Source organism: Chromohalobacter beijerinckii (assembly GCF_023061185.1).
GTDB classification, from domain to species: Bacteria; Pseudomonadota; Gammaproteobacteria; order Pseudomonadales; family Halomonadaceae; genus Chromohalobacter; species Chromohalobacter beijerinckii.
Genome location: NZ_JAKGAK010000006.1, coordinates 34,765 through 58,338 on the forward strand (window position 1 = coordinate 34,765; position 23,574 = coordinate 58,338).

The window sequence follows — 23,574 nt, forward strand, 5'->3', positions numbered from 1 at the left end:
GGGGCTTCGCCGTCGCGGTGCTTTATCATTTGTGAGGAGTCTGCATGTCCACCCAACCTTTCGTGACTCGCCTGGCCGATGGCGGTGTCTTTCCCCATATGCTGGGCAAGATCGTCTGCGTGGGGCGCAACTACGCCGCGCACGCCCGTGAACTCGACAACCCGGTGCCTGGTGCACCGCTATTGTTCATCAAGCCTGCCACCAGCGCGGTCCCCATGGCACGCGACATCGCCGAGCAATTCACGCGTGGCGAGGTGCATTTCGAAACCGAATTGGCGCTGCTCATCGGCAAGCGGTTGAGCGGGGCCAGCGTCGAGCAAGCCCAGCGCGCCGTCGCCGGGCTTGGCTTGGCGCTGGATTTGACGCTGCGCGACGTGCAGTCGCAATTGAAGGAAAAGGGCCACCCCTGGGAAGTTGCCAAGGCCTTCGACGGCGCCTGCCCGTTGTCGCCGTTCGTGGCGTTGGATGAAGTGCCCGACTGGGCGGATTTGCGCTTCACGCTGGAGATCGACGGCGAACGCCGCCAGACCGGCGAGACGCGTGACATGTTGTTCGCCATTCCTGAGCTATTGGCCGAGATGTCGCGGCATTTCACGTTGCAGCCCGGCGACGTGGTGCTCACCGGTACGCCAGCCGGGGTCGGGCCGTTACCCCGTAATGCACAGCTATCGCTGTGGGGCTCGTTCGGGCTGGAGGCGTCCACGCAGACGCGGTGACCTAAATTCGGCGTCACTCCAGAGATTCGGCGTCACTCAAGATAGGTGTAGCCTTCCAGGCCGGCGGCGAGATCGCGCATGAAGTCGTCGCGCTGGGCATCGCTCAGTGCGCTGTCCTGGAGCTGGCGCGATAGGCGCTGGCTGAGTTCGTCGGCATCGAAGTTCACGTAACGCAGCACGTCGGCGACGGTATCGCCCTGCTGGTGATTGCTGAGTCGCCATTGGCCGTCGGCGTCCAGCGTGGCGTCCACGGCGTCGGTGTCGCCGAACAGGTTGTGCAGGTCGCCGAGGATTTCCTGGTAGGCGCCGACCAGAAATAGCCCCAGCAGCTTGTCCTCGCCGTCCTGCCATTCGGGCAGCGGCAACGTTGCTTCCAGGCCCTGGCCGTCGACGTAGCAGTCGATGCGCCCGTCGCTGTCGCAGGTGATGTCCTGGATCACGCCACGCCGCGTGGGCGGGCGGTCGAGGCCGGTGAGCGGCAGCACCGGGAATACCTGGTCGATGCCCCACACATCGGGCACCGACTGGAACAGCGAGAAGTTGACGAACAACTTGTCGGCGAGCTTTTCGGCGAGTTCATCGGCGATTTCGCGATGGGCCCGGTTGCGCGGATCGAGCTGTGCGCTCAGGCGCCGGCAGGCGGCGAAGTAGACCGTCTCACCCTCGGCGCGTGCGTCGAGGGTAGCGAGCCCCAGTACGAAGCGATCCTGCAGTTCGCCGATGGCCTGCACTACGTCGTGGTAGGCCTCGGCGAGGCCGCGCGGGTCCTGCGTGGTCTTCAGCTTGGCGTGCACGCGCCACAGTTCATCGAGTTCGGCATCGCCGCCCAGGCGTTGCGTGGGCACCTCCTCGCTCAAGCGCTCCTCGCCGATGACGTTGGTAATCAGCACCGCGTGATGCGCGGTCAAGGCGCGCCCCGATTCAGAAATCAGGTGCGGATGCGGCAAGCCTTCGGCGTCGCAGGCCTGACGGAAGGCCCACACCACGTTGCTGGCGTATTCGTGCATCGAGTAGTTGATCGAGCAAAAGCTGCGCGAGCGTGTGCCCTCGTAGTCGACACCAAGGCCGCCGCCGACGTCGACGGTATCCACCGGGGCGCCCAGGGCGCGCAGGCTTTGGTAGAAGCGGGCGCATTCGCGCAGGCCGCGCTGGATATCGCGGATGTTGGCGATCTGTGAGCCGAGGTGGAAATGCACCAGTTGCAGGCTGGCCAGGGCATCGGCGTCGCGCAGGCGCTCGACGACGTCGAGGATCTGGCTGGCGGTGAGCCCGAACTTGGACTTCTCGCCGCCCGAATTCTGCCACTTGCCCTTGCCCACCGAGGCCAGTCGTGCACGCAGACCGATGCGCGGCGTGACCTGCAGGCGCTCGGCTTCCTCGAGGATCAGGGTGAGCTCGGAGTGTTTTTCGACCACCAGATAGACGCGGTGGCCGAGCTTCTCGCCCATCAGCGCCAGGCGCACGTACTCGCGATCCTTGTAGCCGTTGCAGACGATCAGCGAGGGACCGTCTCCCGAGAGCGCCAGCACCGCCAGCAGCTCCGGCTTGCTGCCGGCTTCGAGTCCGACCCGCCCATGGCCGCGTGCCTGGGTGGCGAGGATCTCCTCGACCACGCGGCGCTGCTGGTTGACCTTGATGGGATACACGGCGGTATAGCCGCCGGTATAGGTTTCATCCTGCATGGCGTTATCGAAAGCGGCGCACAGCTGCTCGACGCGGTCATGCAGGATGTCGGTGAAACGCACCAGCACCGGCAGACGCAATCCCGCGCGGCGCAACTCGTCGACCAGGGCGTTGAGTGGCAGGGCGGGGCCGTCGGTGTTGCCGCCCAGCGGGCACACGACGGCATGACCGGCGTCGTCGACGTCGAAGTAGCCGCTGCCCCACTGATCGATGTTGTAGGTGCGGCGGGCCTGTTCGGCGGGCGAGGTCATGGCGCACTCCTGGACGGGCCGGCGCGGCCCAGTGAACGAACGGGCTGGCATTATGCCGCTCGCATGCAGGGCTGCAAAGAGTCGTCGGCGCGTTCATCGTAGAATAAACAGCACACCGAGAGTGGCGGCACTGGCCATGCCGAGATGCGTGAGTGCCTCACCGAATGCGGCATCCCGGCGCTCGGAAGCGCCTGTGCGCTGCATGGCGTCACCCAGTAGCGCGCTGCAAAGGCCGAAGGTGAGTAACAGGGCAGGTACCGTGCCTTGGGATTGCCAAGCCAGAGCCGTGAGTGCCAGGGCCAGCGACGCGCAGCCGAAGCGCAGGTAGCGATGCTGGGTGGCAGAGATGATGCGAAGGGGCCGTACGGTCGTGACGACGTGCGTGAAGGTGGGCATAGGAAGCTCCCGTCCAGGGCGAAGCGTCGTGCTCCGCCGTCGATGACGTTTCCAGCCTATGCCGCGTTTCTTAAAGAAGTCTTACAGCGTGTGTGACGGAGCCGGATTGGCGGATGGCAAGGGCGGGGCGCCATGTTCGAGGCGCATCGCGAGCAGGTTGCGGTACTGGCTGGGGTCCTTGGGCGTGAGGTCGTGCGCGGGCGGGTCGACGTAGACGACCAGCAGCCGCGAGAGCCAGTAGCGTAATGCCGTCATGCGCAGCATCACCGGCCACAGCGTCTGCTCGGTTTCGGTCAGCGGACGGCGCGCCTGGTAGGCGCCGAGGAGCGCCGTGTAGCGGGCTTCGTCGAAACGGCCGTCGGCAGCGCTGGCCCAGTCGTTGACGACGATGGCCAGGTCGAAGAGCAAATCGCCGGTGCAGCCATTGTAGAAGTCGATGATGCCACCCAGCCGGTCGCCGTCGAAGAGGGTGTTGTCGCGAAACAGGTCGCCGTGGATCGCACCCTGGGGAAGCGACGGGGCATCGCCGAAAATGCCTTGATAAGCGTCGATCTCGTCGCCCATCAGGCGCTGATCGGCCTCGGACAGGTAGCTCATGACCTTGTGTTGCGCGCTGGATAGCCAGTGCAGGTCGCGGGGGTTGGGGCGCTGGCCTTCGAAGCGCTGCGAGACCTTGTGCATGCGCCCCAGAGCATCGCCGAGTTCGCGGCACTGGGCGAGCGTCGGTGATTCGGGATGACGCCCCGGAAGGCGCGGGAACAGCAGCGCCGGACGCTCGGCGAGCTCTTGCAGGGCGACGCCATCACGATCGTGAACGGGCCCTGCTACAGGCAACCGGTGTTCGTCGAGATAGTCGAGCAACGCCACGAAGAAGGGCAGCTCGTCGCTTTCACCCTGCTCGAACAGGGTGAGCACGAAACGCCCTTGGTCGGTGGTGACGAAGAAGGTGGAGTTCTCCGTACCGCTGGGCACGCCTTCCAGCGTGGTCAACGTGCCGATAGCGAAACGCTCGAGAAAGCGTTCGACCTGGGTCTCGGTCAAAGGAGTGAATACGGCCATGTGTCTCTCGCCCGGGGTGCCAAGCGCGCATTGTAGCGGCTTGTCGCGGGGAGTCCTACCGCCATGCGCGAGGTCGTTGATGTGCGGCAGGCAACATCATTCGCCGCTGGAGACCCAGTCGGGCACCTCGACACGTGTGGCGTCGCGGCGTTCGAAGTTGCCGTCGCCGTCGCCATCGTAGAGGAAGTAGCTGGCGCCTTGCCGGGGCACGATCTCGATGGCATAGAGCTCGCCGTTGACGCGGTATTCCTTGAGTGTGCGGTTGTCGTCCTGGCGCACGGTGATATCCGGGGACGGCTGCGCGACGGCAAGCGAGGCGCTGGCGCCGATAATGAGGCCGAGCCCCAGGCAGAGAATAATAGGTAGGCGCTGCATGGCGGTCTCCTCGGCTGGCGGGGCAAACACGGGGGTATTGCGCCTTGAGCCCATGAGGTAATGAAAGGCCATTATCCCACATCATGCGGGTTCGGCGCATGTTAAGAGGGTTTCGCCTGACGCTGCGCAATGCCTTGCGTATCATGGCAGCATCGCGAATTTCCAATGGATGCTGATGCCATGGCCACTACGCCCCCCATCGTTCTCGTCGACGGTTCGTCGTACTTGTATCGGGCTTTCCACGCCTTGCCGCCGCTGACTACGTCCAAAGGCAATCCCACCGGCGCGGTTAAGGGCGTGCTCAACATGCTCAAGAGCCTGCTCAAGCAGTACCCCGACAGCCCCATGGCGGTGGTCTTCGACGCCAAGGGCAAGACCTTCCGTGACGAAATCTATGCCGAGTACAAGGCGCACCGCCCGCCGATGCCCGACGATCTGAGGCCTCAGGTCGAACCGTTGCACGAGTGCATTCGTGCGCTGGGCCTGCCGCTTTTGTGCATCGAGGGCGTCGAAGCCGATGACGTGATCGGCACCTTGGCGCGGCATGCCACCGAGGCGGGGCGTGATGCGGTGATTTCCACCGGTGACAAGGATATGGCGCAGCTCGTCAACGCGCACATCACCCTGGTCAACACCATGAAGGGCGAGACGCTCGACGTGGCCGGCGTCGAGGCCAAGTTCGGAATTCCGCCGTCGCTGATCATCGACTACCTGGCGTTGATGGGCGACAAGGTCGATAACATTCCTGGCGTACCGGGTGTCGGCGAGAAGACCGCACTCGGCCTGCTGCAAGGCATGCAGGGGGGGCTGGACACCCTCTACGCCGATCTCGAACGTATCAAGACGCTGGACTTTCGCGGCGCCAAGACGCTGGGCAAGAAGCTCGACGCCAATCGAGATCAGGCCTTCCTGTCCTATCAACTGGCGACGATCAAGACCGATTGCGAGCTACCGGTGGGTCTCGACGATCTGGATATCGCGCACCCTGACCGCGAGGCGCTCAAGGCGCTTTATACCGAGCTGGAATTCAAGAACTGGCTGAACGAGCTGCTCGAAGGGCGTGATGAGGGCGTCGACGATGTGCGCTCGGGCGATGCGGTGGACGCAACGCAGGGCCCTGTGGCGAGCACTGCCGAGGCGACTGCGCGCACGGATCACGTCATCGTCACCCGCGAGGACTTCGATGCCTGGCTCGCGCGCCTGGGCGAGGCGGACATCTTCTGCTTCGATCTGGAAACCACCAGCCTCAATTACATGGAAGCCCAGATCGTCGGCATCGGCCTGGCGCTGGAAGCCGGCGAGGCCGCTTATATCCCGGTGGCGCACAGCTATCTCGATGCGCCCGACCAACTCGATCGCGATACGGTGCTGGCCGCGCTCAAGCCGTTGTGGGAAGACGCCGCCAAGGCCAAGATCGGCCAGAACCTCAAGTACGATATTTCCGTGCTGGCACGTTACGACATCGAGGTCGCAGGGCGGCTCGAGGACACCATGCTGGCGTCCTATGTGCTCAACGCCACGGCGACGCGTCACGACATGGACTCGCTGGCACTCAAGTACCTTGGCGAGAAGACCATCACTTTCGAGGAGATCGCCGGCAAGGGGGCCAAGCAACTGACCTTCGATCAGGTCGCACTCGAAGAAGCCGCGCCCTACGCCTGCGAAGACGTCGACATCACCCTTCGCCTGCACCGGGAGTTGCGCCCACGCGTGGACGGCGAGGGCCGCCTGGCGGCGGTGCTGGATGAGATCGAGCTGCCGTTGGTGCCGGTGCTCTCGCACATGGAACGCAACGGCGTGGCGCTGGACGCCGAGCGCCTGCACACCCAGAGTCACGCGCTCGACAAGCGTCTGCGGGAATTGGAAGCGCGTGCGTATGAGCTGGCCGGCCGCGAGTTCAATCTCGGCTCGCCCAAGCAGCTCGGCGAGATCCTCTTCGATGAACTCAAGATCCCGGTGATCAAGAAGACGCCCAAGGGCGCGCCCAGCACCGCCGAGGCGGTGCTCGAGGAACTGGCGCTGGATTACCCCTTGCCCAAGGTGATCATCGAACATCGCGGCTTCGCCAAGTTGAAATCGACCTACACCGACAAGCTGCCGCAGTTGGTCAATGCCACTACACGGCGGCTGCATACCAGCTACCACCAGGCCGTGACGGCCACCGGGCGTCTGTCGTCGTCCGACCCGAACCTGCAGAACATTCCCATCCGTACCGAAGAAGGCCGCAAGATCCGCCAGGCCTTCGTCGCGCGCCCCGGCTACCGCATCGTCGCCGCCGACTATTCGCAGATCGAGCTGCGCATCATGGCGCACCTTTCCGGCGACAAGGGGCTGCTCGAGGCCTTCGCCGAGGGGCGCGACATCCACACCGCTACCGCGGCGGAAGTGTTCGGCGTGGCGCTCGACGCCGTCAGCGGTGAGCAACGGCGCAGCGCCAAGGCCATCAACTTCGGCTTGATCTATGGCATGAGCGCCTGGGGGCTGGGGCGGCAGTTGCATATCGAGCGCAATCAGGCGCAGACGTACATCGACCGCTACTTCGATCGTTACCCCGGCGTGGCGCGTTTCATGGAGCGCATTCGCGCCCAGGCCGCCGACGACGGTTACGTCGAGACGGTCTTCGGCCGTCGCCTCTATTTGCCCGAGATCAACGCCCAGAACCGGACCCGGCGCCAAGCCGCCGAGCGCACCGCCATCAACGCTCCGATGCAGGGCACCGCCGCCGATGTCATCAAACTGGCGATGATCGACGTCGACCGCTGGTTACGCGAAGGCGACTTCGACGCCTGGATGGTGATGCAGGTGCACGACGAACTGGTCTTCGAAGTTGCGGAGAGCCAGGTCGACGCCTTCACCGACGCCGTTCGCCAACGCATGGAAGGCGCCGCCAAGCTCGACGTGCCGCTGACCGTCGAAGCCAACGCCGGCGACAACTGGGACGAAGCGCATTGAGGACGGGCCCACGGCGATGCCGGGGCCCGGTGACGGCAGGTCGCGGCGCGGGTCTCAACGCCAGCCGACGCGATCGAAGATGCGGATTGCCTCGGGGTTGTGTTCGCCCAGGGCGTTGATATTGAGTGCGTCTCGCTTGAAGTCGCCCCATGTCGCGAGCGTGCCGTCGACCCCGATGCCGTCGACGACGGGGAACTCGTGATTGCCGGCGGCGAACAGGCGCTGGGCCTCGCCGGAAGCGAGGAACTCCAGGAAGCGGATGGCGTTGTCCCGATTGGGCGCGTCCGCCACCACGCCGGCGCCGCCGACGTTGACGTGGGCGCCGCGTCCGTCCTGGTTGGGTAGCAGGATCTCGACGCTTTCGGCGGCCTCACGGTCACTGGCGTCATCGGACTCGAGCAAGCGCACGTAATAGTAGTGGTTGGCGACGGCGATATCGCACTCGCCGCTGGCCACGCCGCGAATCTGATCGGTATCGCCGCCCTCGGGATCGCGCGCCATATTGTCGACGACGCCCTGGGCCCAGGCCTCGGCGTCGTCCATGTCGTGGTGGGCGATCATCGAGGCGAGCAGGGACTGGTTGTAGATGTTGTTCGACGAGCGAATGCAGATATCGCCCTCGAAACGCGGGTCGGCGAGATCTTCGTAGCGCTTCAGGTTCGCCGGATCGACATCGTCGGGATCGTAGAAGATCGCTCGCACGCGCTGGCTGAAGCCGAACCACTTGCCTTCCGGATGACGCATGGCGTCGGGCAGACGCTCGTTCAGCACATCGGACTCGATGCCCTGGAAAACGCCTGCCTGCTCGGCGCGCCACAGGCGGCCGGCGTCGACGGTCAGCATGATGTCCGCGGGGCTGGCGGCGCCCTCGCGGCGAATCCGTTCGATGAGCTGGTCTGAATCCCCTTCGAGTATGTTGACGTCGATGCCGGTTTTCTCGGTAAAGGCATCGTAGAGCGTCTGGTCGGAATCGTAATGGCGTGCGGAGTAGATGTTGACCTCTTCGGCCAAGGCGTCCCCGGCGAAGATGGCGCCGGCGATCAGGGCAGTGGCCGGTAAGGCGAGTGGACGTTGCGGCATGCGATATCCCCTTGTGGTATGATTAGTAATGATAATAAGTCGTATTAACGAGTGTATTGAAGCCCAGTCGGCTGGTGGCGTCAATTCACTGTGTTTAATCACCGTTTAACGGCATGCGGTGGCCGGTGGCGTCAGCCCCATGGGTTGCCGATCGCCTCATCGCTTGCCGTGCCTGGGCCCTTGACCATGAATCAACCGTTCAATGCCTTCCGCACATGCACGGCCGCGTCGGTTTCTCCTCATCTGGACGTGCGCCGGTTGCGCCATCGTTATGCCGAGCATGTCGCCGTGGAAGAGGTCAGTCTCGAGGTGATGCCGGGCGAAGTGGTGTGCCTGCTGGGACCGTCGGGCTGCGGCAAGACAACGGTGTTACGCCTCGTGGCCGGTCTCGAACGTTTGCAGCATGGCGAACTCTACCTGGGAGGCGAGGCGCTCAGTACGTCCGGTGGCCGTCATGTGCCTCCCGAGAAGCGCAGCGTCGGCCTGGCGTTTCAGGAAGCGGCGCTGTTCCCTCACCTCAGTGTGCTGGACAACGTCGCCTTCGGCCTGGATGGCTTGCCGGCGTCGCAGCGGCGCGTCCGCGCCCGCCATTGGCTCGATCAGCTGGGCATGGCAGCCCGCGCCGAAAGCTATCCGCACCAGTTGTCGGGTGGCCAGCAGCAGCGCGTGGCCCTGGCCCGCGCCCTGGCGCCGTCGCCGCAGCTGATGCTGCTGGACGAGCCGTTCTCCAGTCTCGATGCGCGCCTGCGCGAACAGATTCGCGACGATACCCTGCATGCGCTCAAGCAGGGAGAAGCCGGGACGCTGCTGGTGACGCACGACCCCGAGGAGGCGATGTTCATGGCGGATCGCATCGCCCTGATGCGCGAGGGGCGCGTGGTGCAGTGGGGGACGCCCTATCAGTTGTACTGCCAGCCGCAGGACCCTTTCGTGGTGACGTTTTTCGGTGCCGTCAACGAGTGGTCAGGCGACGTCCGCAACGGTGCCGTGGCGACACCGGCGGGTGCGGTGGCGGCGCCGACGCTTGCCGAGGGCGCGCGGGCGCGCGTGATGATTCGCCCGGAGGCGATCCGTGTGACGCCGCTCGCTCACGCCGCCAGCGCGGTGGAGACGTCTGCGCCCCGGCAGGCCCTCGTGGTCATGGCCAAGCTCCTGGGACGCAGCAGCCTGCTGCATCTGGCTGCGGCCGATGGCAGGGGTGGCGAGGTGCATCTGCACGCTCAGGTGCCCGGCGTTTTCCTGCCGGATGTCGGCACGTCGTTGGCCTTGGAACTGGATGCTTCACAGTGCTTCGCGTTTCCCGCCTGAGGCCCCGGGGCGCGCGTGGCGAATCGCTCGACTGAGCAGGATGACGGGAATGACGCCGACCAGGACGATGGCCAACGATGACGAGGCGGCCTCTGCCAGGCGCTCGTCGGCGGCCAGGTTGTGCGCGCGTACCGCCAGGGTGTCGAAATCGAAGGGGCGCAGGATCACCGTCGCGGGCAATTCCTTCATGACATCGACGAAGACCAGCAGCAGGGCCGCCCACAGGCTGCCTCTCATGAGCGGGGTATGAACGCGCCGGAGGGTGCCGCCGGCGGTCTGGCCCAGCGTGCGGGACGCCGCATCCATGCCGGGGGTGACCTTGGCCAGGCTCGCTTCCACGGTATTGAACGATACCGCCAGAAAGCGCACGACATAGGCATATATCAAGACGAAGGCCGTCCCGCTCAGTATCAGACCGGTCTCAATGCCGAGCTGACCGTTCAACCAGGCATAGAGGTGGCGGTCGACCCAGGTGAGAGGGATCAGAATCCCCACCGCGACGACCGAGCCGGGCACGGCATAGCCCATGGCGGCGATGCGCGTGGCCGTCCGGGTGGTGCGGCCGGGATGCAGGCGCACGCCATAGCTGAGCACGAGCGCGAGGCCCACGGCGACCAGTGCCGCGAGGGCCGCGAGCATGAGGCTGTTGCCGGCGTAGTCCAGGAACCGGGCGCCGAGAACGTCATCGCCCGTCTCCAGGGCGAGGTCGGCGAGAATGACGCCGGGCAGCACGAAGCCGATGCCGATGGGCAAGGCACAGGCGAGGCAGGCGCCCCAGGCATGCCAGCCGCGGAGGGTGAACTCCGGCAATTGGCGATAGCGGCCGGTAGTGTGGAAGTATCGACGGCGGCCGCGCGAGAGGCGTTCCAGGGCGACCACGATGATCACGAAGGCCAGCAGGCAGGCAGCCAGTTGCGCGGCGGCGACGGGTTCGCCCATGCCGAACCAGGTGCGATAGATCCCCGTGGTGAAGGTGTCCACGCCGAAGTACTGCACCGCGCCGAACTCGTTGAGCGTTTCCATCAATACCAGAGAGACGCCGCCGATGATCGCCGGTCGCGCCAGTGGTACGGCGACCGTCGTGAACAGTCGCCAGGGACCACGCCCCAGCGTGCGCCCCACATCCAGCACGCAGGCCGACTGTTCGAGGAATGCCGCGCGGGTGAGCAGGTAGACGTAGGGGTAGAGCACCAGGGTGATCAGCAGCGTGGCGCCGCCCAGCGAGCGGATATTGGGAAAGACGTAGTCCCCGTGGTCCCAGCCGAAGAGCGCGCGCAGTTCGCTTTGCAGGGGGCCGGCGTACTGCAGGAAGTCGGTATAGGCGTAGGCGATGACGTAAGTGGGCACGGCCAGGGGCAACAGCAGCGCCCACTCGAAGACGCGGCGGCCCGGAAAGCGGCACATGGCGATCAGCCAGGCGGTGCCGGTTCCGATGACGGTCGTGCCGATGCCGACGCCCAGCGCCAGCCAGAGGGTGTTGGTGAGGTACCCGGTGAGCACGGTGTCCGCGAGATGCGCCCAGATCGCCCGCGAAGGGATCAGCACGTGCACGAGGACCGTGATGACCGGCAGGGCCACGCTCAGTGCAACGCCAAGCGTCACCAGGCTCCAGGGGTCGACATGCCGACGGTGTCGGGAACGGAAGAAGAAGGCCGGTCGGCTACCGAAGAGTGGCATGTCACGTTCCTTTGGCGGGCGGCGATGAGATGCGGGTGAGACGCGCTGGCAACTGCGAATGCTATCATCTTCGCCGTATAGCGACATCGCCCATCGGGCGCGGAGGCGTCGTTTCGTCGGTGTGTCCTCAAGCGTCGTGGGGGCAAATTAGTGTATCCTACTCGCCCCTGTAGACCGTCCGGTGAACGCGAGTTATGAAAATCAAGAAGCGACTTTATACGGCGCTGGCATTGGTCGTGTTGGTGCTGGCGGCCCTCGCTTGGGGGATACATTGGTGGCAGACCGGCCGCTTCTTCGAAGAGACCGATAACGCTTACGTGCATGCCGACAGTGTGGCGGTGCGCGCCGAGGTCAGCGGGCGTGTCGACGAGGTCGCAGTGTCCGACAACCAGCGCGTCGAGGCCGGCGATATTCTGGTGAAGCTCGACCCCAGCGATGCCAAGTCTCAACTTGCCCAAGCCCAGGCGGCGTTGGCCGTGGCCCAAGCCAACGCTGTCAGTGCCGATCGCCAAGTCGAGCAGCAACGTGCGTCGATCGACGAAGCCAAGGCCCAGGTGACGTCGGCGCAGGCGGATCTCGAGCAGGCACGCTTGCATCTCGAACGCTCGAAGCGCCTGGCCGAGAAGAACTATGCTTCTCAGCAAGAGTATCAGGACGACCAAGCGGCGGTTCAGGTTGCGGAAGCGACGCTCGCGGCGCGGCGTGCCACGTTGTCGTCGTCACGCAAGCAGCTCGACGTGCTCGAGGCCGAAAGCGACAGTGCCAAGGCCAACATCGAGTCCGCCCGGGCCGATGTCGATAACGCTCGCCACCAACTCGACAAGACGCGTCTGACGGCGCCGGTGGATGGCGTGATCGGCAACAAGACGGTCGAGGTCGGCACGCTGGCCCAGCCGTCGTTGACCTTGATGCAATTGGTGCCGATTCGCTCGGCCTACGTCATTGCCAATTACAAGGAAACCCAGACCGCACGCATGCGGCCGGGGCAGTCGGTGTCGTTGCACGTCGATGCCTATCCCGATACCGAGTTCGAGGGCGTCGTCGATAGCTTGGCGCCTGCCACGGGCTCGCGCTTCAGTCTGTTGCCACAAGATAACGCCACCGGCAACTTCAACAAGATCGTCCAGCGAGTGCCGGTGCGTATTCGCGTGACGGGGCCGGATGATGCCCTGGAGCGCTTGCGCGATGGCCTCTCGGTGGTGCCGTCGGTGGATACGCGCGACCTCGACCCCGAGGGCGACGACTAAATGGCCGAGGCGACCGCAACCGACTCGTCGGGCCCGCAGGAAGCCCCGTCACGACGCACCCAACTGGCCTTCGTGGCGGCGGTGTTCGGTATGTTCATGGCGATTCTGGATATCCAGATCGTCGCCAGTTCCCTCAACGAGATCCAGGCCGGCGTTTCGGCCAGCGCCGATGAAATCTCTTGGGTTCAGACCTCTTATCTGATCGCCGAGATCATCATGATTCCGCTGTCGGGCATGCTGACGCGGATTCTGTCCACCCGAGTCGCGCTCGTGACCTCGTGCCTGGGCTTCACGCTGGCGAGCCTCGGCTGCGCCATGGCGAATTCCATCGAATCGCTGATCGTGCTGCGCGCCATTCAAGGCTTCATGGGCGGGGCGATGATCCCTATCGCCTATGCCATTAGCTTCAGTGTCTTTCCGCGGCGCATGATGGGAACGGTGCAGGGTGTGATGGGCCTGGTGGCGACTCTGGCCCCGTCGATCGGGCCCACCGTGGGCGGTTACATCACCGAGTTCGCGAGCTGGCATTGGCTGTTTCTCGCCAATCTCGTGCCTGGCGTGCTGGTCTCGCTGGCGGTGTGGCGGTTGCTGGATATCGACCGTCCCGACCATCGGGCGCTGCGCCATCTCGATCTCATCGGCCTGGCGCTTTTGGCCCTGTTTCTAGGCACGCTGGAGTTTTCGCTGGAAGAAGGCCCTGGCGATGACTGGTTCGCCAGCCGTACGATCCTCATCGCCGCCATCGTCTGCGCGCTCACCTCGGTGGGGTTCTTCTGGCGCGCTCTACGCCACCGTCATCCCATCGTCGACTTGCGTGCCTTCGTCAATCTCAACTTCGCCGTGGGGGCGTGGCTAGGGTTCGTGGTGGGGATCGGCTTGTATGGCCTTGTGTATCTGCTGCCGCTGTTTCTGGGTAACGTGCGTGGCTATTCGGCCTTACAGATCGGCGAGGTCATGATCGTGACCGGGGTGGCGATGTTTTTGACCGCGCCGCTAGTGGGGCGTGCCTCGGACAAGGTCGACCTGCGTGCCTTGCTGTTGCTGGGTATGCTGTTGACCGGTATCGGCACGGTAATGAATGCCAACCTGACCGCCGAATCGGGCTTCGACACGTTCTTCTGGCCGCAGGTGGTGCGCGGCGTGGGATTGGTGATGTGCTTGATCCCGACCTCGCGCATTGCTTTCGGCACCTTGCCGCCGAGCGAGGTCGGCAATGCCAGCGGTCTGTTCAACGTGATGCGCAATCTTGGCGGGGCGGTGGGCCTGGCGCTGCTGGATACGATTCGCGACTGGCGGGAAGACTACCACTGGAATCAGCTGATTCCTGCCATCGATCAAGGCCGCGAGGTGGTCAACGCGACCCAGGCGCAGTATCAGCAGCTGCTGGCGTCGACCGGCGACCCACAGACGGCCTCGGTCGAGATGATGGCGCGGACCCTGCTCGAGCAGAGCATGGTCATGGCCTACAACGATATCTTCTTGTGGCTGGGCGCGTTGTACCTGTTGGTGGCGCCGTTGATTCTGCTACTGAAAAAGCCCCAGCACGCTTGATTCATGTACCAGCGGCCGAGGCAACAGTCGTCCAGCAAAGCAGTCGCTCAGTAATGTGGAGGAATCTCGTCGCTAGGCGTCGGGGCGTCGTCATCGCTCATATGATCGACGCTTTGACGCAGGTTCCGCAGGCGTTCACGCAGCATGTCATTGGTGCGTTCGAGCTGGGCCACGCGGCGGTCCTGCGCAGCCAGCGCTTGGTCGAGCGTGTCCAGCCAGTCTTCCTGGTAGGCGAGTCGGGACTCCAGTGCGTCGAGGCGGTCGCGCGTGGCGTCCTCGGTCATGCTAGAATCTTTCGACGGTGTGTCACCGTTCATTTCTGGCACCTTATACAATGCGTTCAAGAGCATTGTGTTCAAAAGTTGTGTTCATCACGTCGCGTAGTTACTGCGCAACTCATGTCGGCTCTGGACGCGCTCAGGCGCCAAGGAGCATTTCCATCGGACAACAAGAGATATCGAGGTCCATGAATCGTAAGATATTCCTACGTTGTAGTCTCATCAGTGTTCTGTTGGCCATTCCTTCTCCACTGTTGATCGCACTGTTCGTGACGCTGACCGGCAGCGTACTGGAGTTTTCCTTGCTGCTGGAGGCCGATGGCATCGCCATCGCCTATAGCGCCACGGCCTTGGCCGTGTTCGTGCTGCTGTTGCTGGGAACGCTGAGTACGCAAGCCTTGGCTCCGCAGTCGCGGCAGCTGGCGCATCTCGCTGAGTTGGAAAACGACGACCGCGAGATTGGCGAAGTGAAGTGGTTCAACGTCAACAAAGGGTACGGTTTCATCACCCGCGATAGCGGCGAGGACGTGTTCGTGCATTTTCGCGCCATCCGCGGCAAGGGACATCGCACGCTCGCGGAAGGTCAGAAGGTCCGCTATCACGTCATCGAAAACGAGCGTGGCCTGCAGGCCGATGATGTGACCGTTATTTCCTGACCGCAGACCTGCTACGCAGGCATGACAACGCCCCGTCCGGCTGGTATCGGACGGGGCGTTTCACGTTGGCGGCTACGTATCGTCATGGGGCGGTGGGTCATCCACATCGGCACGCGCCTATGCCTCGCCAATCGGTATTGTTTATTGTCCCGAGTCTGGCCAGTCGATGGCGCCTTCCTCGCCGTCCGCGCGGACGCGCCAGAAACGGTCCGGCTCGTCGCCGGGCTGCCACCCGCCCAATGAGCAACGCACCTCGCAGCCGAGTGCCCGCGCCGCATCACGTGCGCAGTCCACATCACGCGGCCAGGGGGTATGCGAACTGTCGAACCACAGACTGGCGAAGCCATCGGCGGCATGGGTGACCAGCAGAATGGGGACCTCACTATCGGCATGGCGCGCCTGGGTTCGCCACTGGCGCTTGCCGCGCTTGACCAGCGTGGGTAGTTCGTCGAAGTGTACGGCGAGCCAGCGTTGCACGGTCTCGATGTCGGCCTCGGCCAGATAGATCTCGATGTCGGGGTAGCGCTCCACGGCGGACCTCAGGTAAGCAAGCGTTGCATGATGGTCGTATAGAGACGGCTTAGCGTCTCCAGATCGGCGGCGCGTATGCGTTCGTCGACCTTGTGTATCGTGGCGTTGGTCGGGCCCAGCTCGATGACTTGCGCGCCCAGCGTGGCGACGAATCGGCCATCCGAGGTGCCGCCGCCGGTCGACAGCTGCGGCCGATAGCCGAGCATGTCTTCCACGCTGGCCACGGTGGCATCGACCAGGGCGCCCCCGGTGGTGAGGAAGGGGTCACCGTTGAGCGTCCAGTCGAGCGTGTAGTCGAGCGCAAAATCATCCAGGATCTCGGCGGTGCGCGTCTTCAACGCCTCGGCGGTGACCTCCGTGGAGAAGCGGAAATTGAAGACCACTTCCAGTTGACCGGGAATCACATTGGTCGCCCCTGTACCGGCCTGGAGGTTGGATATCTGGAAGCTGGTCGCGGGGAAGAAGTCGTTGCCGGTATCCCAATGCTCGGCAGCTAGCGCGGCTAATGCCGGGGTCGCCTCGTGCACGGGATTGCGTGCCAGATGCGGGTAGGCGACATGGCCCTGGACGCCCTTGACGCGCAGCACGCCACCCAGCGAACCGCGGCGCCCATTCTTTAAGGTATCGCCCACGCGTTCGCTGGACGAGGGTTCGCCGACGATGCAGTAATCCGGGGCGATGCCGCGTTCGCGCAAGTGCTCGACCACCGCTCGGGTCCCGTGAACGGCGGGGCCTTCCTCGTCGGCGGTGATCAGAAAGCCGATGCGACCGGGATGCGCCGGGTGCGCGGCGAGGAAGTCTTCCACGGCGGTGATCATTGCCGCCAGGCTGCCTTTCATGTCCGCCGCGCCACGTCCGCAAAGCATGCCTGTGGCGTCGATGCACGGCTCGAAGGGCGGATATTCCCAATCGCTTTCGGGGCCGGTGGGTACTACATCGGTATGCCCGGCGAACACCAGCATGGGGCCGCTATCGCCGCGGGTGGCCCAGAAGTTGTCGACCTCGCCGATACGCAAGCGTTCGACATGAAATCCCAGCTGCTCCAGACGCGCGATCATCAGCGCCTGGCAGCCGGCGTCGTCCGGGGTCACCGAACGACGACGCAGCAACTCGAAGGCCAGCGCCAGGGTCGGCGACGCTGGCGTAGTGCGATCAGTTGTGGGCATGCAGTGCCTCGTTGAGCGCCACGGCACTCTTGTTGGTCAGGCACTCGATGCGGCCGTTTTGCGAGTTGCGACGCAGCAGCAGATCGCTCTGGTTGGCCAGATCGCGACCGCTGACGGTCTGCACCAGCTCGCCCTGATCGTCGAGCACGGCGATCTTGGCACCGGCAGTGACGTAAAGACCGGCCTCCACCGTGCAGCGGTCGCCCAGCGGGATGCCGATGCCGGCGTTGGCGCCGATCAGGCAACCCTCACCGATGGAGATGATGATGTTGCCGCCGCCCGAGAGGGTGCCCATGGTCGAGCAGCCGCCGCCGAGATCCGAACCCTTGCCGATCACCACACCGGCGGAAATACGTCCCTCGACCATGCCCGGGCCTTCGGTGCCGGCATTGAAGTTGCAGAAGCCTTCATGCATGACCGTGGTGCCCTCGCCGAGGTAAGCGCCCAGGCGCACGCGGGCGGTATCGCCGATGCGCACGCCCTTGGGCACTACGTAATCGGCCATCTTGGGGAACTTGTCGACGCAGTCGACCGTGAGCGGGCGGCCTTCGAGGCGCGCCTTGAGGCGCCGTGCACCAATTTCGTCGACATCGATGGGACCCTCGTTGGTCCAGGCGATGTTCTTGAGCAGGCCGAACATGCCGTCGAGCTTGATGCCGTGAGGCTTGACCAGACGATGCGAGAGTAGGTGCAGCTTGAGGTAGACCTCGGGCACGCTGGCCGGCGCATTATCTTCGTCGAGGAAGACGGCGACGAGCGGCCGCTGGCCAGCGGCGAAGGCGTCGGCCAATTCGGCTTGTTCGGTACCGCCGGCCTGACGCAGTGCCTCGGCGAGCGCCTGGCAGTGCTCGGGCAAGAAGCTGACCACGGCGTTGCCTGCCGGCGCGTTCAGCGCCTTGCGCGCCGCTGCGACCATGGCGTCATCGGGGTTGAGCAGCGGCGTCGGGTAGTAGACGTCCAGCCATTCACCTTGGGTGTTCTGATGGCCGATTCCGAGAGCGAAGCTCAGCATGGGAAATCCTCGAAGGTTTGATGAAAAAGGTCAGTGATACGTGTAATGCCGGTGGGCACCTAGGTCGACTGAAGAGCGCGATAAGCGTCGGCCTTGAAGCCCACCAGGAAATGATCCGGCGTTTCCAGCACGGGGCGCTTGAGCAGCGTCGGGTGCGCCAGCAGCAATGCACGGGCCCGATCGGCGTCGAGATCGCGCTTGTCGGCATCGTCCAGTCCGCGCCAGGTAGTGCTGCGCGTGTTGAGGAGCGTGTTCCAGTCGCTGCGGGCCAGAAAGGCATCGAGGCGCGCGGCGTCGAGGCCGCCCTCGCGCAGGTCATGATAACGATACGCGATGCCCAGGTCGTCGAGTGTGCGGCGTGCCTTGCGGCAGGTGTCGCAGGTCTTGATGCCGTAGAGCGTAACCATGACGGCCTCCTCATGAGTGGTTGTAGTGTGGCGCGATGGATCAGGCGCGGCGCTCGATGGAGCGTCGGATGCGCTGTGCCGCTTCGATGGTGGCGTCGAGCTCGGCGACCAGCGCCAGGCGCACGCGCCCCGCACCGGGGTTGCTGTGGGCACCGTCACGCGACATGTAGCGCCCAGGCAGCACGGTGACGTGTTCCTCGGCAAACAGGTCGCGGGCGAAGGCTTCATCGTTGCCGCTGGGCACCGCCGGCCACAGATAGAAGCTAGCGCGCGGCGTGGGGAAATCCATCACCGGTGCCAGAATCTTTCCCACCGCGCTGAATTTTTCGCGATAGGCATCGCGGTTGGCCTGCACGTGCGCTTCGTCCTCCCAGGCGACGATCGAGGCATGCTGGGTGGTCAGCGGCATCGCGCAGCCGTGATAGGTGCGATAGCGCTTGAAGGGGGCGATCAACTCGGCATCGCCAGCCACGAAGCCCGAACGCAACCCAGGCAGGTTGGAGCGCTTGGACAGCGAATGAAACACCAGACAGCGGCGGTAGTCGTCGCGCCCCAGCGAGCGGCAGGCCTCGAGTAGCCCCGGCGGCGGTGCACTTTCGTCGAGATAGAGCTCGGAATAGCATTCGTCGGAGGCGATGAGGAAGTCGTGTTCGTCGGCCAGGGCGATCAGTTTTTGATACTCGGCCAGCGGCGTTACGGCACCGGTGGGGTTGCCCGGTGAACAGACGAAGACCAATTGCACGTCGCGCCAGGTAGCGGCGGGTACGGCGTCGAGATCGGGCAGGCAGCCGTTTTCTGGGGCGCAATCGAGATACAGCGGCGCGCCGCCGGCCAATAAGGTCGCCCCTTCGTAGATCTGATAAAACGGGTTGGGCATCGCCACCTTGGCGGGGCGCGTGCGATCCAGTGTGGCTTGGACGAAGGCGAAGATCGCCTCGCGGGTGCCGGTGACCGGCAGCACGTGGCGCTCGGGGTCGAGCGAGCCGGGTGTCAGCGCGTAACGTTGCGTCGCCCACCGGGCGATGGCGTCGCGCAATTCGGGCAGCCCCGCCGTGGCCGGATAGCGCGCGACCTCGCCCTCAAAGCGACGCAGTGCCTCGAGCACGGCCGCCGGCGGCGCATGACGTGGCTCGCCGATGGACAGCGCGATAGGCGATAGCGCGGGCGGCGTTACCTCGGCCTTGAGGGCGGCAAGCTTCTCGAAGGGATACGGCTTGAGGGCGTCGAGATCGGGATTCATCAGTAATCCAGCAGCGAGTCCGGCGTCGCGGACATGGCGTTATTATGAAGGCGCGCGGCGCCATCGGCAGGGCCCGATTATAGGCAAGCCGGCCAAGGGCCTCAAATGAGGCTGGTTCAGACGTCGAGCGTCTCGCACAGGCTTTCGCGTAGCTGCGACTGGCGCTCGGGGTCGGTGAGTGGCTCGCCAGTTTTATCGGTGATGAAGAATACGTCCTCGACGCGTTCGCCCAGGGTGGCGATCTTGGCCGCCGAGAGGGCGATGTTCTGCTCCATGAAGATACGTCCCACGCGGGCCAGCAGGCCAGGGCGGTCGGGGGCAATGAGCTCGACGATGGTACGGGCGTTGGCTTCGTCTTGTTCGATCGTTACCCGGGTGGGTACCTTGAAGTGCTTGAGCTGGCGCGAGGTGTGGCGTGTGACGATACGCGGATAGTCGGCCGGGTCGTCGAGCTCTTCCACCAGATGGTGGCGGATTTCCTCGAGGCGCTGCGGGTCGCGAATCGGTTCGCCTTCGTCGTCGAGCACGATGAAGGTGTTGAGCGTCCAGTCGTTGCTTGACGTGGCGATGCGCGCGTCATGGATCGACAGTCCTAGCTGCTCCATGGCGGCGGCGGTGGCAGCGAACAGGTCGTTGACCGAGCGGGTATGGATGAACACCTTGGTGCCGCCCTCGGCCATGTCCTCGGTGGGCGCGTTGGCGAGGATCAGCGGCAGCTCCGAGGGCTGGTGCTCGAGGATTCCTTGAGTCTGCCAGATGATCTCGCTGGGCGCGTACTGCAGGAAATAATCGTCGCCGAAAGACGCCCACAAGGCGTCTGCGCTGGCGGTATCGATGCCCACCGTGCCGAGCAGGCCACGGGCTTCTTCGCGTGACTCACGGGCCCATTCGTCGCGGTCGATGGCATGGTCGAGGCCACGCCGTAGGGCGCGCTTGGTTTCGGTATGCAACTGACGCAGCAAGGCGGCGCGCCAGCCGTTCCACAACGAAGGATTGGTGGCGGTGATGTCGGCCACGGTGAGCACGTATAGGTAATCGAGGTGGACCTCGTCACGCATCGCCAACGCGAATTCATGAATGACGTCGGGGTCGGAAATATCGCGTTTCTGGGCGGTCTTGGACATCAGCAGGTGATGTTCGACCAGCCAAGCTACGAGGCGCGTATCGCGCGCCGAGAGGCCATGACGCTCACAGAAGGCGGTGGCATCGATGGCCCCGAGTTGGGAATGATCGCCACCGCGCCCCTTGCCGATATCGTGATAGAGCCCGGCGATCCATAGCAGTTCGAGCTTGGGTAATTGATGCACCAGGGTCGCGGCGACGGGGAAGTCCTCGTGACCTTCGGGTTCGCGGAAGCGTTGCACGAACTTCAGCAGGCGCAATGTGTGGGCGTCGACGGTATAGAGGTGGAACAGGTCGTGCTGCATCAGTCCCACGGCCTGACCGAACTCGGGCAGGTACTTGCCGAGGATGCCGTAACGGTTCATGCGCCGCAGTTGGCGCGGAATGTTGCCTCCGCTACGCAGCAGTTCCATGAATAGGCTCTGGTGGCGCAGGTCGTCGCGAAAGCTCTCGTCAATCAAGTGGCGATGATCGCGGATCAGACGAATGGTCTCGGCACGTACACCCTCGATCTCGGGATGCTGAGCCATCAACAAGAAGAGCTCGAGCAAGGCGCCGGGGCGGTGGCGAAATACGTTGGCGTGTCGCACCTGGATATAGCCGCCGCGAATCTCGAAGCGCGCGTTGAGGGGGGTGATATCCGGCGTCTCGTGGGCGCGCAGGATGACCTCGTCGAAATGCTGAAGCAGCATGTCATTGAGTCCCGCCAGTGCGGTGACATGGCGGTAGTAGCGCTTCATGAATTGTTCGACGGCGAGACGCTCTGGCGTGTTTCGATAGCCGAACAGCTCGGCGATGGCGCGCTGATGGTCGAACAACAGGCGGTCTTCGGCCCGGCCGTTGAGCATGTGCAGCGCATAGCGCACCTGCCACAAGAAGGACTGGCCCTGGCTGAGAATGCGCAACTCGGCGTCGTTCATGAAGCCCTGGGCGACGACGTCCTCGTAGCGCAACTCACCGAAGTGGCGCTTGGCCACCCAGCCGATCATCTGGATGTCGCGTAGCCCACCTGGCGAGCTCTTGATGTTGGGCTCGAGGTGGTACTCGGAGTTGTTGTAGCGGTAGTGTCGGGCGATCTGCTCCTGCCACTTGGCCTCGAAGAAAGCATCGCTTGGCCACATCGCTTCGTTGGAGAGGCGCCCGCGCATCGTTTCGCGTAGGTGCTCGGGGCCGGCGAGCGTGCGTGATTCCAGTAGGTTGGTGATGACCGTGAGGTCCGCACGCGCCTCGCGCTCGCAATCGGCCAGTGAGCGCACGCTATGGCCGATTTCCAGGCCGATGTCCCACAAGAAGGTGATGAAACCGGTCAACCCCTCGCGGTAGGGGGTATCGTCATCGTGTTCGAGCAGCAGCAACAAGTCGATGTCGGAATGCGGGTGCAGCTCGCCGCGACCATAACCGCCGACGGCAAGCAGGGCGATGCCATCGTCGGGCCAGTCATAGCGCTCCCAGGCGATGCCCAGCAGCTGGTCCAGGCACCAGGCACGGCCATGGACCAGGTCGCGAATGTCGCTGCCGGCATGAAAGCGTGCGTCCAGGCGCGCTTGCAACTCGCGTAGCGCGTCCTTGAACACGACGATCGGCGTGCGACTGGCGGCTAGCGCTTCGCGGAAGGCGGACGCATCGAACAGCGTCTCGTCGGGCACGAAGCGATAGTGATGAAGCAGCATTCGCGTGGCACTCCTGTTCGCGCGTTACGTCGGGTGACCGGTTGAACGGTGGCACTTACGCCTCGAGGAAGCTGAGGTCCTCGTCACTGCGCGCGGTGAGTACCTCGACGCCGGTCGCGGTGACCAGCAGCGTGTGTTCCCACTGGGCCGATAGGCTTTTGTCCTTGGTCACTGCCGTCCAGCCGTCGCGCAGTACCTTGGTGCGATAGTCGCCGACGTTGATCATGGGCTCGATGGTAAAGCACATGCCTTCGGCCAGCGCGATATCGGCATTGGGTTCGTAACCGTCGTAATGCAAGAACTGCGGGTCTTCGTGGAAGCCGGCGCCGATGCCGTGGCCGCAGAAATCGCGCACCACCGAATAGCCGTTGCTTTCGGCATGCTGCTGGATCGTGCGCGCCAGTTCGGAGAGATGTACGCCAGGGCGCACCTGGGCGATGCTCTTGTACAGGCATTCTTGGGTAATGCGGGCCAGGCGGCCGCCCTGGATGCTGTCGCCGACCACGAACATCATGCTGGAATCGCCGTGATAGCCATCGGCGGTCTTGACCGTGATGTCCAGATTCATGATATCGCCCTTTTTGAGCTTCTTGGCGAAATCCGGCATGCCATGGCAGACGACATGATTGATCGAGGTGCAGGTGGCGTAAGGAAAGCCATGATAGTTGAGCGGCGCGGGCGTGGAGCCCAGCTCGTCCACGATGTATTCGTGGCACAGCCGGTCGATCTCGCCGGTGGTCACGCCGGCCACCACGTGGGGCGTGATCATTTCCAGTACCGAAGCGGCCTGGCGGCCGGCTTCGCGCATTTTTTCGATTTCGTCGGCGGTTTTGATAGGAATGTTCATGCGATCTCGAATTCGGAGGGTTCGGGTCTGGCGTCGGGGTGGCTCCTGGCCTATAGTCTCGGCGCCCGACGAGGGCGTGCGAGATGCCCCATACGGGCGTCTCGTCAAGCGTGGCGACCAGGGACGACTTCATCTTGGAATCGATCTATGGTATAAAGCCGCGCGCCTTACTGCAATCGCCGCCTAGCGCGTTCAGTTCGATCGACGCATTGGCGTGGCGCGGCAAGCAGGCGAGAAATGATAACGCCTTGAAAACACACATGCACCGTCACATGGTCCCGGGTGCCGGGGCGACGTTCGTTGTCGTCGTGGTCGGATCCATGGGGTGCATGGAGGCCTAACCCGATTCA

20 protein-coding genes are annotated in these 23,574 nt (G+C 64.1%); 6 read left to right on the top strand and 14 right to left on the bottom strand.

Going from position 1 to position 23,574, the window contains the following annotated elements:
* The first annotated feature begins 44 nt into the window (after positions 1-44).
* The gene (locus tag L1075_RS07025; RefSeq protein ID WP_246941083.1) at positions 45-716 is read left to right on the top strand and encodes a fumarylacetoacetate hydrolase family protein; all 672 of its coding nucleotides are present in this window, start codon (positions 45-47) and stop codon (positions 714-716) included.
* A gap of 32 nt (positions 717-748) precedes the next feature.
* On the opposite strand, the gene speA is transcribed toward L1075_RS07025, so the two are convergent.
* The 4 genes from speA to L1075_RS07045 form a co-directional block, all read right to left on the bottom strand.
* Positions 749-2,650, bottom strand: a complete 1,902-nt coding sequence (gene speA, locus L1075_RS07030) for a biosynthetic arginine decarboxylase (protein ID WP_246941086.1) — start codon at positions 2,648-2,650, stop codon at positions 749-751.
* 93 nt (positions 2,651-2,743) lie between these two features.
* Positions 2,744-3,046 carry a hypothetical protein gene (locus tag L1075_RS07035; RefSeq protein WP_246893993.1) on the bottom strand — a complete coding sequence of 101 codons (303 nt, stop codon included), beginning with the start codon at positions 3,044-3,046 and terminating at the stop codon, positions 2,744-2,746.
* 81 nt (positions 3,047-3,127) lie between these two features.
* Positions 3,128-4,105, bottom strand: a complete 978-nt coding sequence (locus L1075_RS07040; protein ID WP_246941088.1) for a homoserine kinase — start codon at positions 4,103-4,105, stop codon at positions 3,128-3,130.
* Between the two features lie 96 nt (positions 4,106-4,201).
* Positions 4,202-4,480 carry a DUF2782 domain-containing protein gene (locus L1075_RS07045; RefSeq protein ID WP_246941091.1) on the bottom strand — a complete coding sequence of 93 codons (279 nt, stop codon included), beginning with the start codon at positions 4,478-4,480 and terminating at the stop codon, positions 4,202-4,204.
* 180 nt (positions 4,481-4,660) lie between these two features.
* On the opposite strand from L1075_RS07045, the gene polA reads away from it, so the two are divergent.
* A complete protein-coding gene (polA, locus tag L1075_RS07050; RefSeq protein ID WP_246941102.1) occupies positions 4,661-7,432 on the top strand; it encodes a DNA polymerase I in 2,772 nt (923 codons plus the stop codon).
* 54 nt (positions 7,433-7,486) lie between these two features.
* On the opposite strand, the gene L1075_RS07055 is transcribed toward polA, so the two are convergent.
* Positions 7,487-8,512 (bottom strand): Fe(3+) ABC transporter substrate-binding protein, encoded by a 1,026-nt coding sequence (locus L1075_RS07055; protein ID WP_246941105.1) that lies wholly within the window; start codon positions 8,510-8,512, stop codon positions 7,487-7,489.
* Positions 8,513-8,698: 186 nt separating this feature from the next.
* On the opposite strand from L1075_RS07055, the gene L1075_RS07060 reads away from it, so the two are divergent.
* Positions 8,699-9,820 carry an ABC transporter ATP-binding protein gene (locus tag L1075_RS07060; protein WP_246893988.1) on the top strand — a complete coding sequence of 374 codons (1,122 nt, stop codon included), beginning with the start codon at positions 8,699-8,701 and terminating at the stop codon, positions 9,818-9,820.
* Here the strand turns inward: L1075_RS07060 and L1075_RS07065 are convergent.
* The gene (locus L1075_RS07065; protein WP_246893987.1) at positions 9,794-11,497 is read right to left on the bottom strand and encodes an ABC transporter permease; all 1,704 of its coding nucleotides are present in this window, start codon (positions 11,495-11,497) and stop codon (positions 9,794-9,796) included. The two genes, L1075_RS07060 and L1075_RS07065, sit on opposite strands and share 27 nt — an antisense overlap.
* Before the next feature lie 194 nt (positions 11,498-11,691).
* On the opposite strand from L1075_RS07065, the gene L1075_RS07070 reads away from it, so the two are divergent.
* Together L1075_RS07070 and L1075_RS07075 are read left to right on the top strand one after the other, a co-directional pair.
* Positions 11,692-12,744, top strand: coding sequence for an HlyD family secretion protein (locus L1075_RS07070; RefSeq protein WP_246893986.1), 1,053 nt, complete (start codon positions 11,692-11,694; stop codon positions 12,742-12,744).
* Positions 12,745-14,295, top strand: coding sequence for a DHA2 family efflux MFS transporter permease subunit (locus tag L1075_RS07075; RefSeq protein WP_075367969.1), 1,551 nt, complete (start codon positions 12,745-12,747; stop codon positions 14,293-14,295). It begins immediately after the preceding gene.
* A 47-nt stretch (positions 14,296-14,342) separates the two neighbouring features.
* On the opposite strand, the gene L1075_RS07080 is transcribed toward L1075_RS07075, so the two are convergent.
* Entirely contained in the window at positions 14,343-14,579 is a 237-nt protein-coding gene (locus tag L1075_RS07080; protein ID WP_246893985.1) for a SlyX family protein, read from the bottom strand.
* 182 nt (positions 14,580-14,761) lie between these two features.
* Here L1075_RS07080 and L1075_RS15725 point away from each other — a divergent pair, with 182 nt between their 5' ends.
* Positions 14,762-15,229 (top strand): cold-shock protein, encoded by a 468-nt coding sequence (locus L1075_RS15725; protein WP_040239538.1) that lies wholly within the window; start codon positions 14,762-14,764, stop codon positions 15,227-15,229.
* A 141-nt stretch (positions 15,230-15,370) separates the two neighbouring features.
* Here L1075_RS15725 and L1075_RS07090 read toward each other — a convergent pair whose 3' ends face one another.
* The 7 genes from L1075_RS07090 to map form a co-directional block, all read right to left on the bottom strand.
* Positions 15,371-15,760, bottom strand: a complete 390-nt coding sequence (locus tag L1075_RS07090) for a hypothetical protein (protein ID WP_246893984.1) — start codon at positions 15,758-15,760, stop codon at positions 15,371-15,373.
* Positions 15,761-15,768: 8 nt separating this feature from the next.
* Positions 15,769-16,926, bottom strand: a complete 1,158-nt coding sequence (gene dapE / locus L1075_RS07095) for a succinyl-diaminopimelate desuccinylase (protein ID WP_246941108.1) — start codon at positions 16,924-16,926, stop codon at positions 15,769-15,771.
* On the bottom strand, positions 16,913-17,938 hold the full coding sequence (gene dapD / locus L1075_RS07100) for a 2,3,4,5-tetrahydropyridine-2,6-dicarboxylate N-succinyltransferase (RefSeq protein WP_246941111.1): 1,026 nt from the start codon (positions 17,936-17,938) through the stop codon (positions 16,913-16,915). Before dapD ends, dapE begins: the two co-directional genes overlap by 14 nt.
* 59 nt (positions 17,939-17,997) lie before the next feature.
* Entirely contained in the window at positions 17,998-18,345 is a 348-nt protein-coding gene (locus L1075_RS07105; RefSeq protein WP_246941114.1) for an ArsC family reductase, read from the bottom strand.
* A gap of 40 nt (positions 18,346-18,385) precedes the next feature.
* Positions 18,386-19,585 (bottom strand): succinyldiaminopimelate transaminase, encoded by a 1,200-nt coding sequence (gene dapC / locus L1075_RS07110; RefSeq protein ID WP_246941117.1) that lies wholly within the window; start codon positions 19,583-19,585, stop codon positions 18,386-18,388.
* A 116-nt stretch (positions 19,586-19,701) separates the two neighbouring features.
* Positions 19,702-22,377 (bottom strand): [protein-PII] uridylyltransferase, encoded by a 2,676-nt coding sequence (locus L1075_RS07115; RefSeq protein ID WP_246941120.1) that lies wholly within the window; start codon positions 22,375-22,377, stop codon positions 19,702-19,704.
* A gap of 55 nt (positions 22,378-22,432) precedes the next feature.
* Positions 22,433-23,224, bottom strand: coding sequence for a type I methionyl aminopeptidase (map, locus tag L1075_RS07120; protein WP_246941123.1), 792 nt, complete (start codon positions 23,222-23,224; stop codon positions 22,433-22,435).
* Positions 23,225-23,574 lie beyond the last annotated feature (350 nt).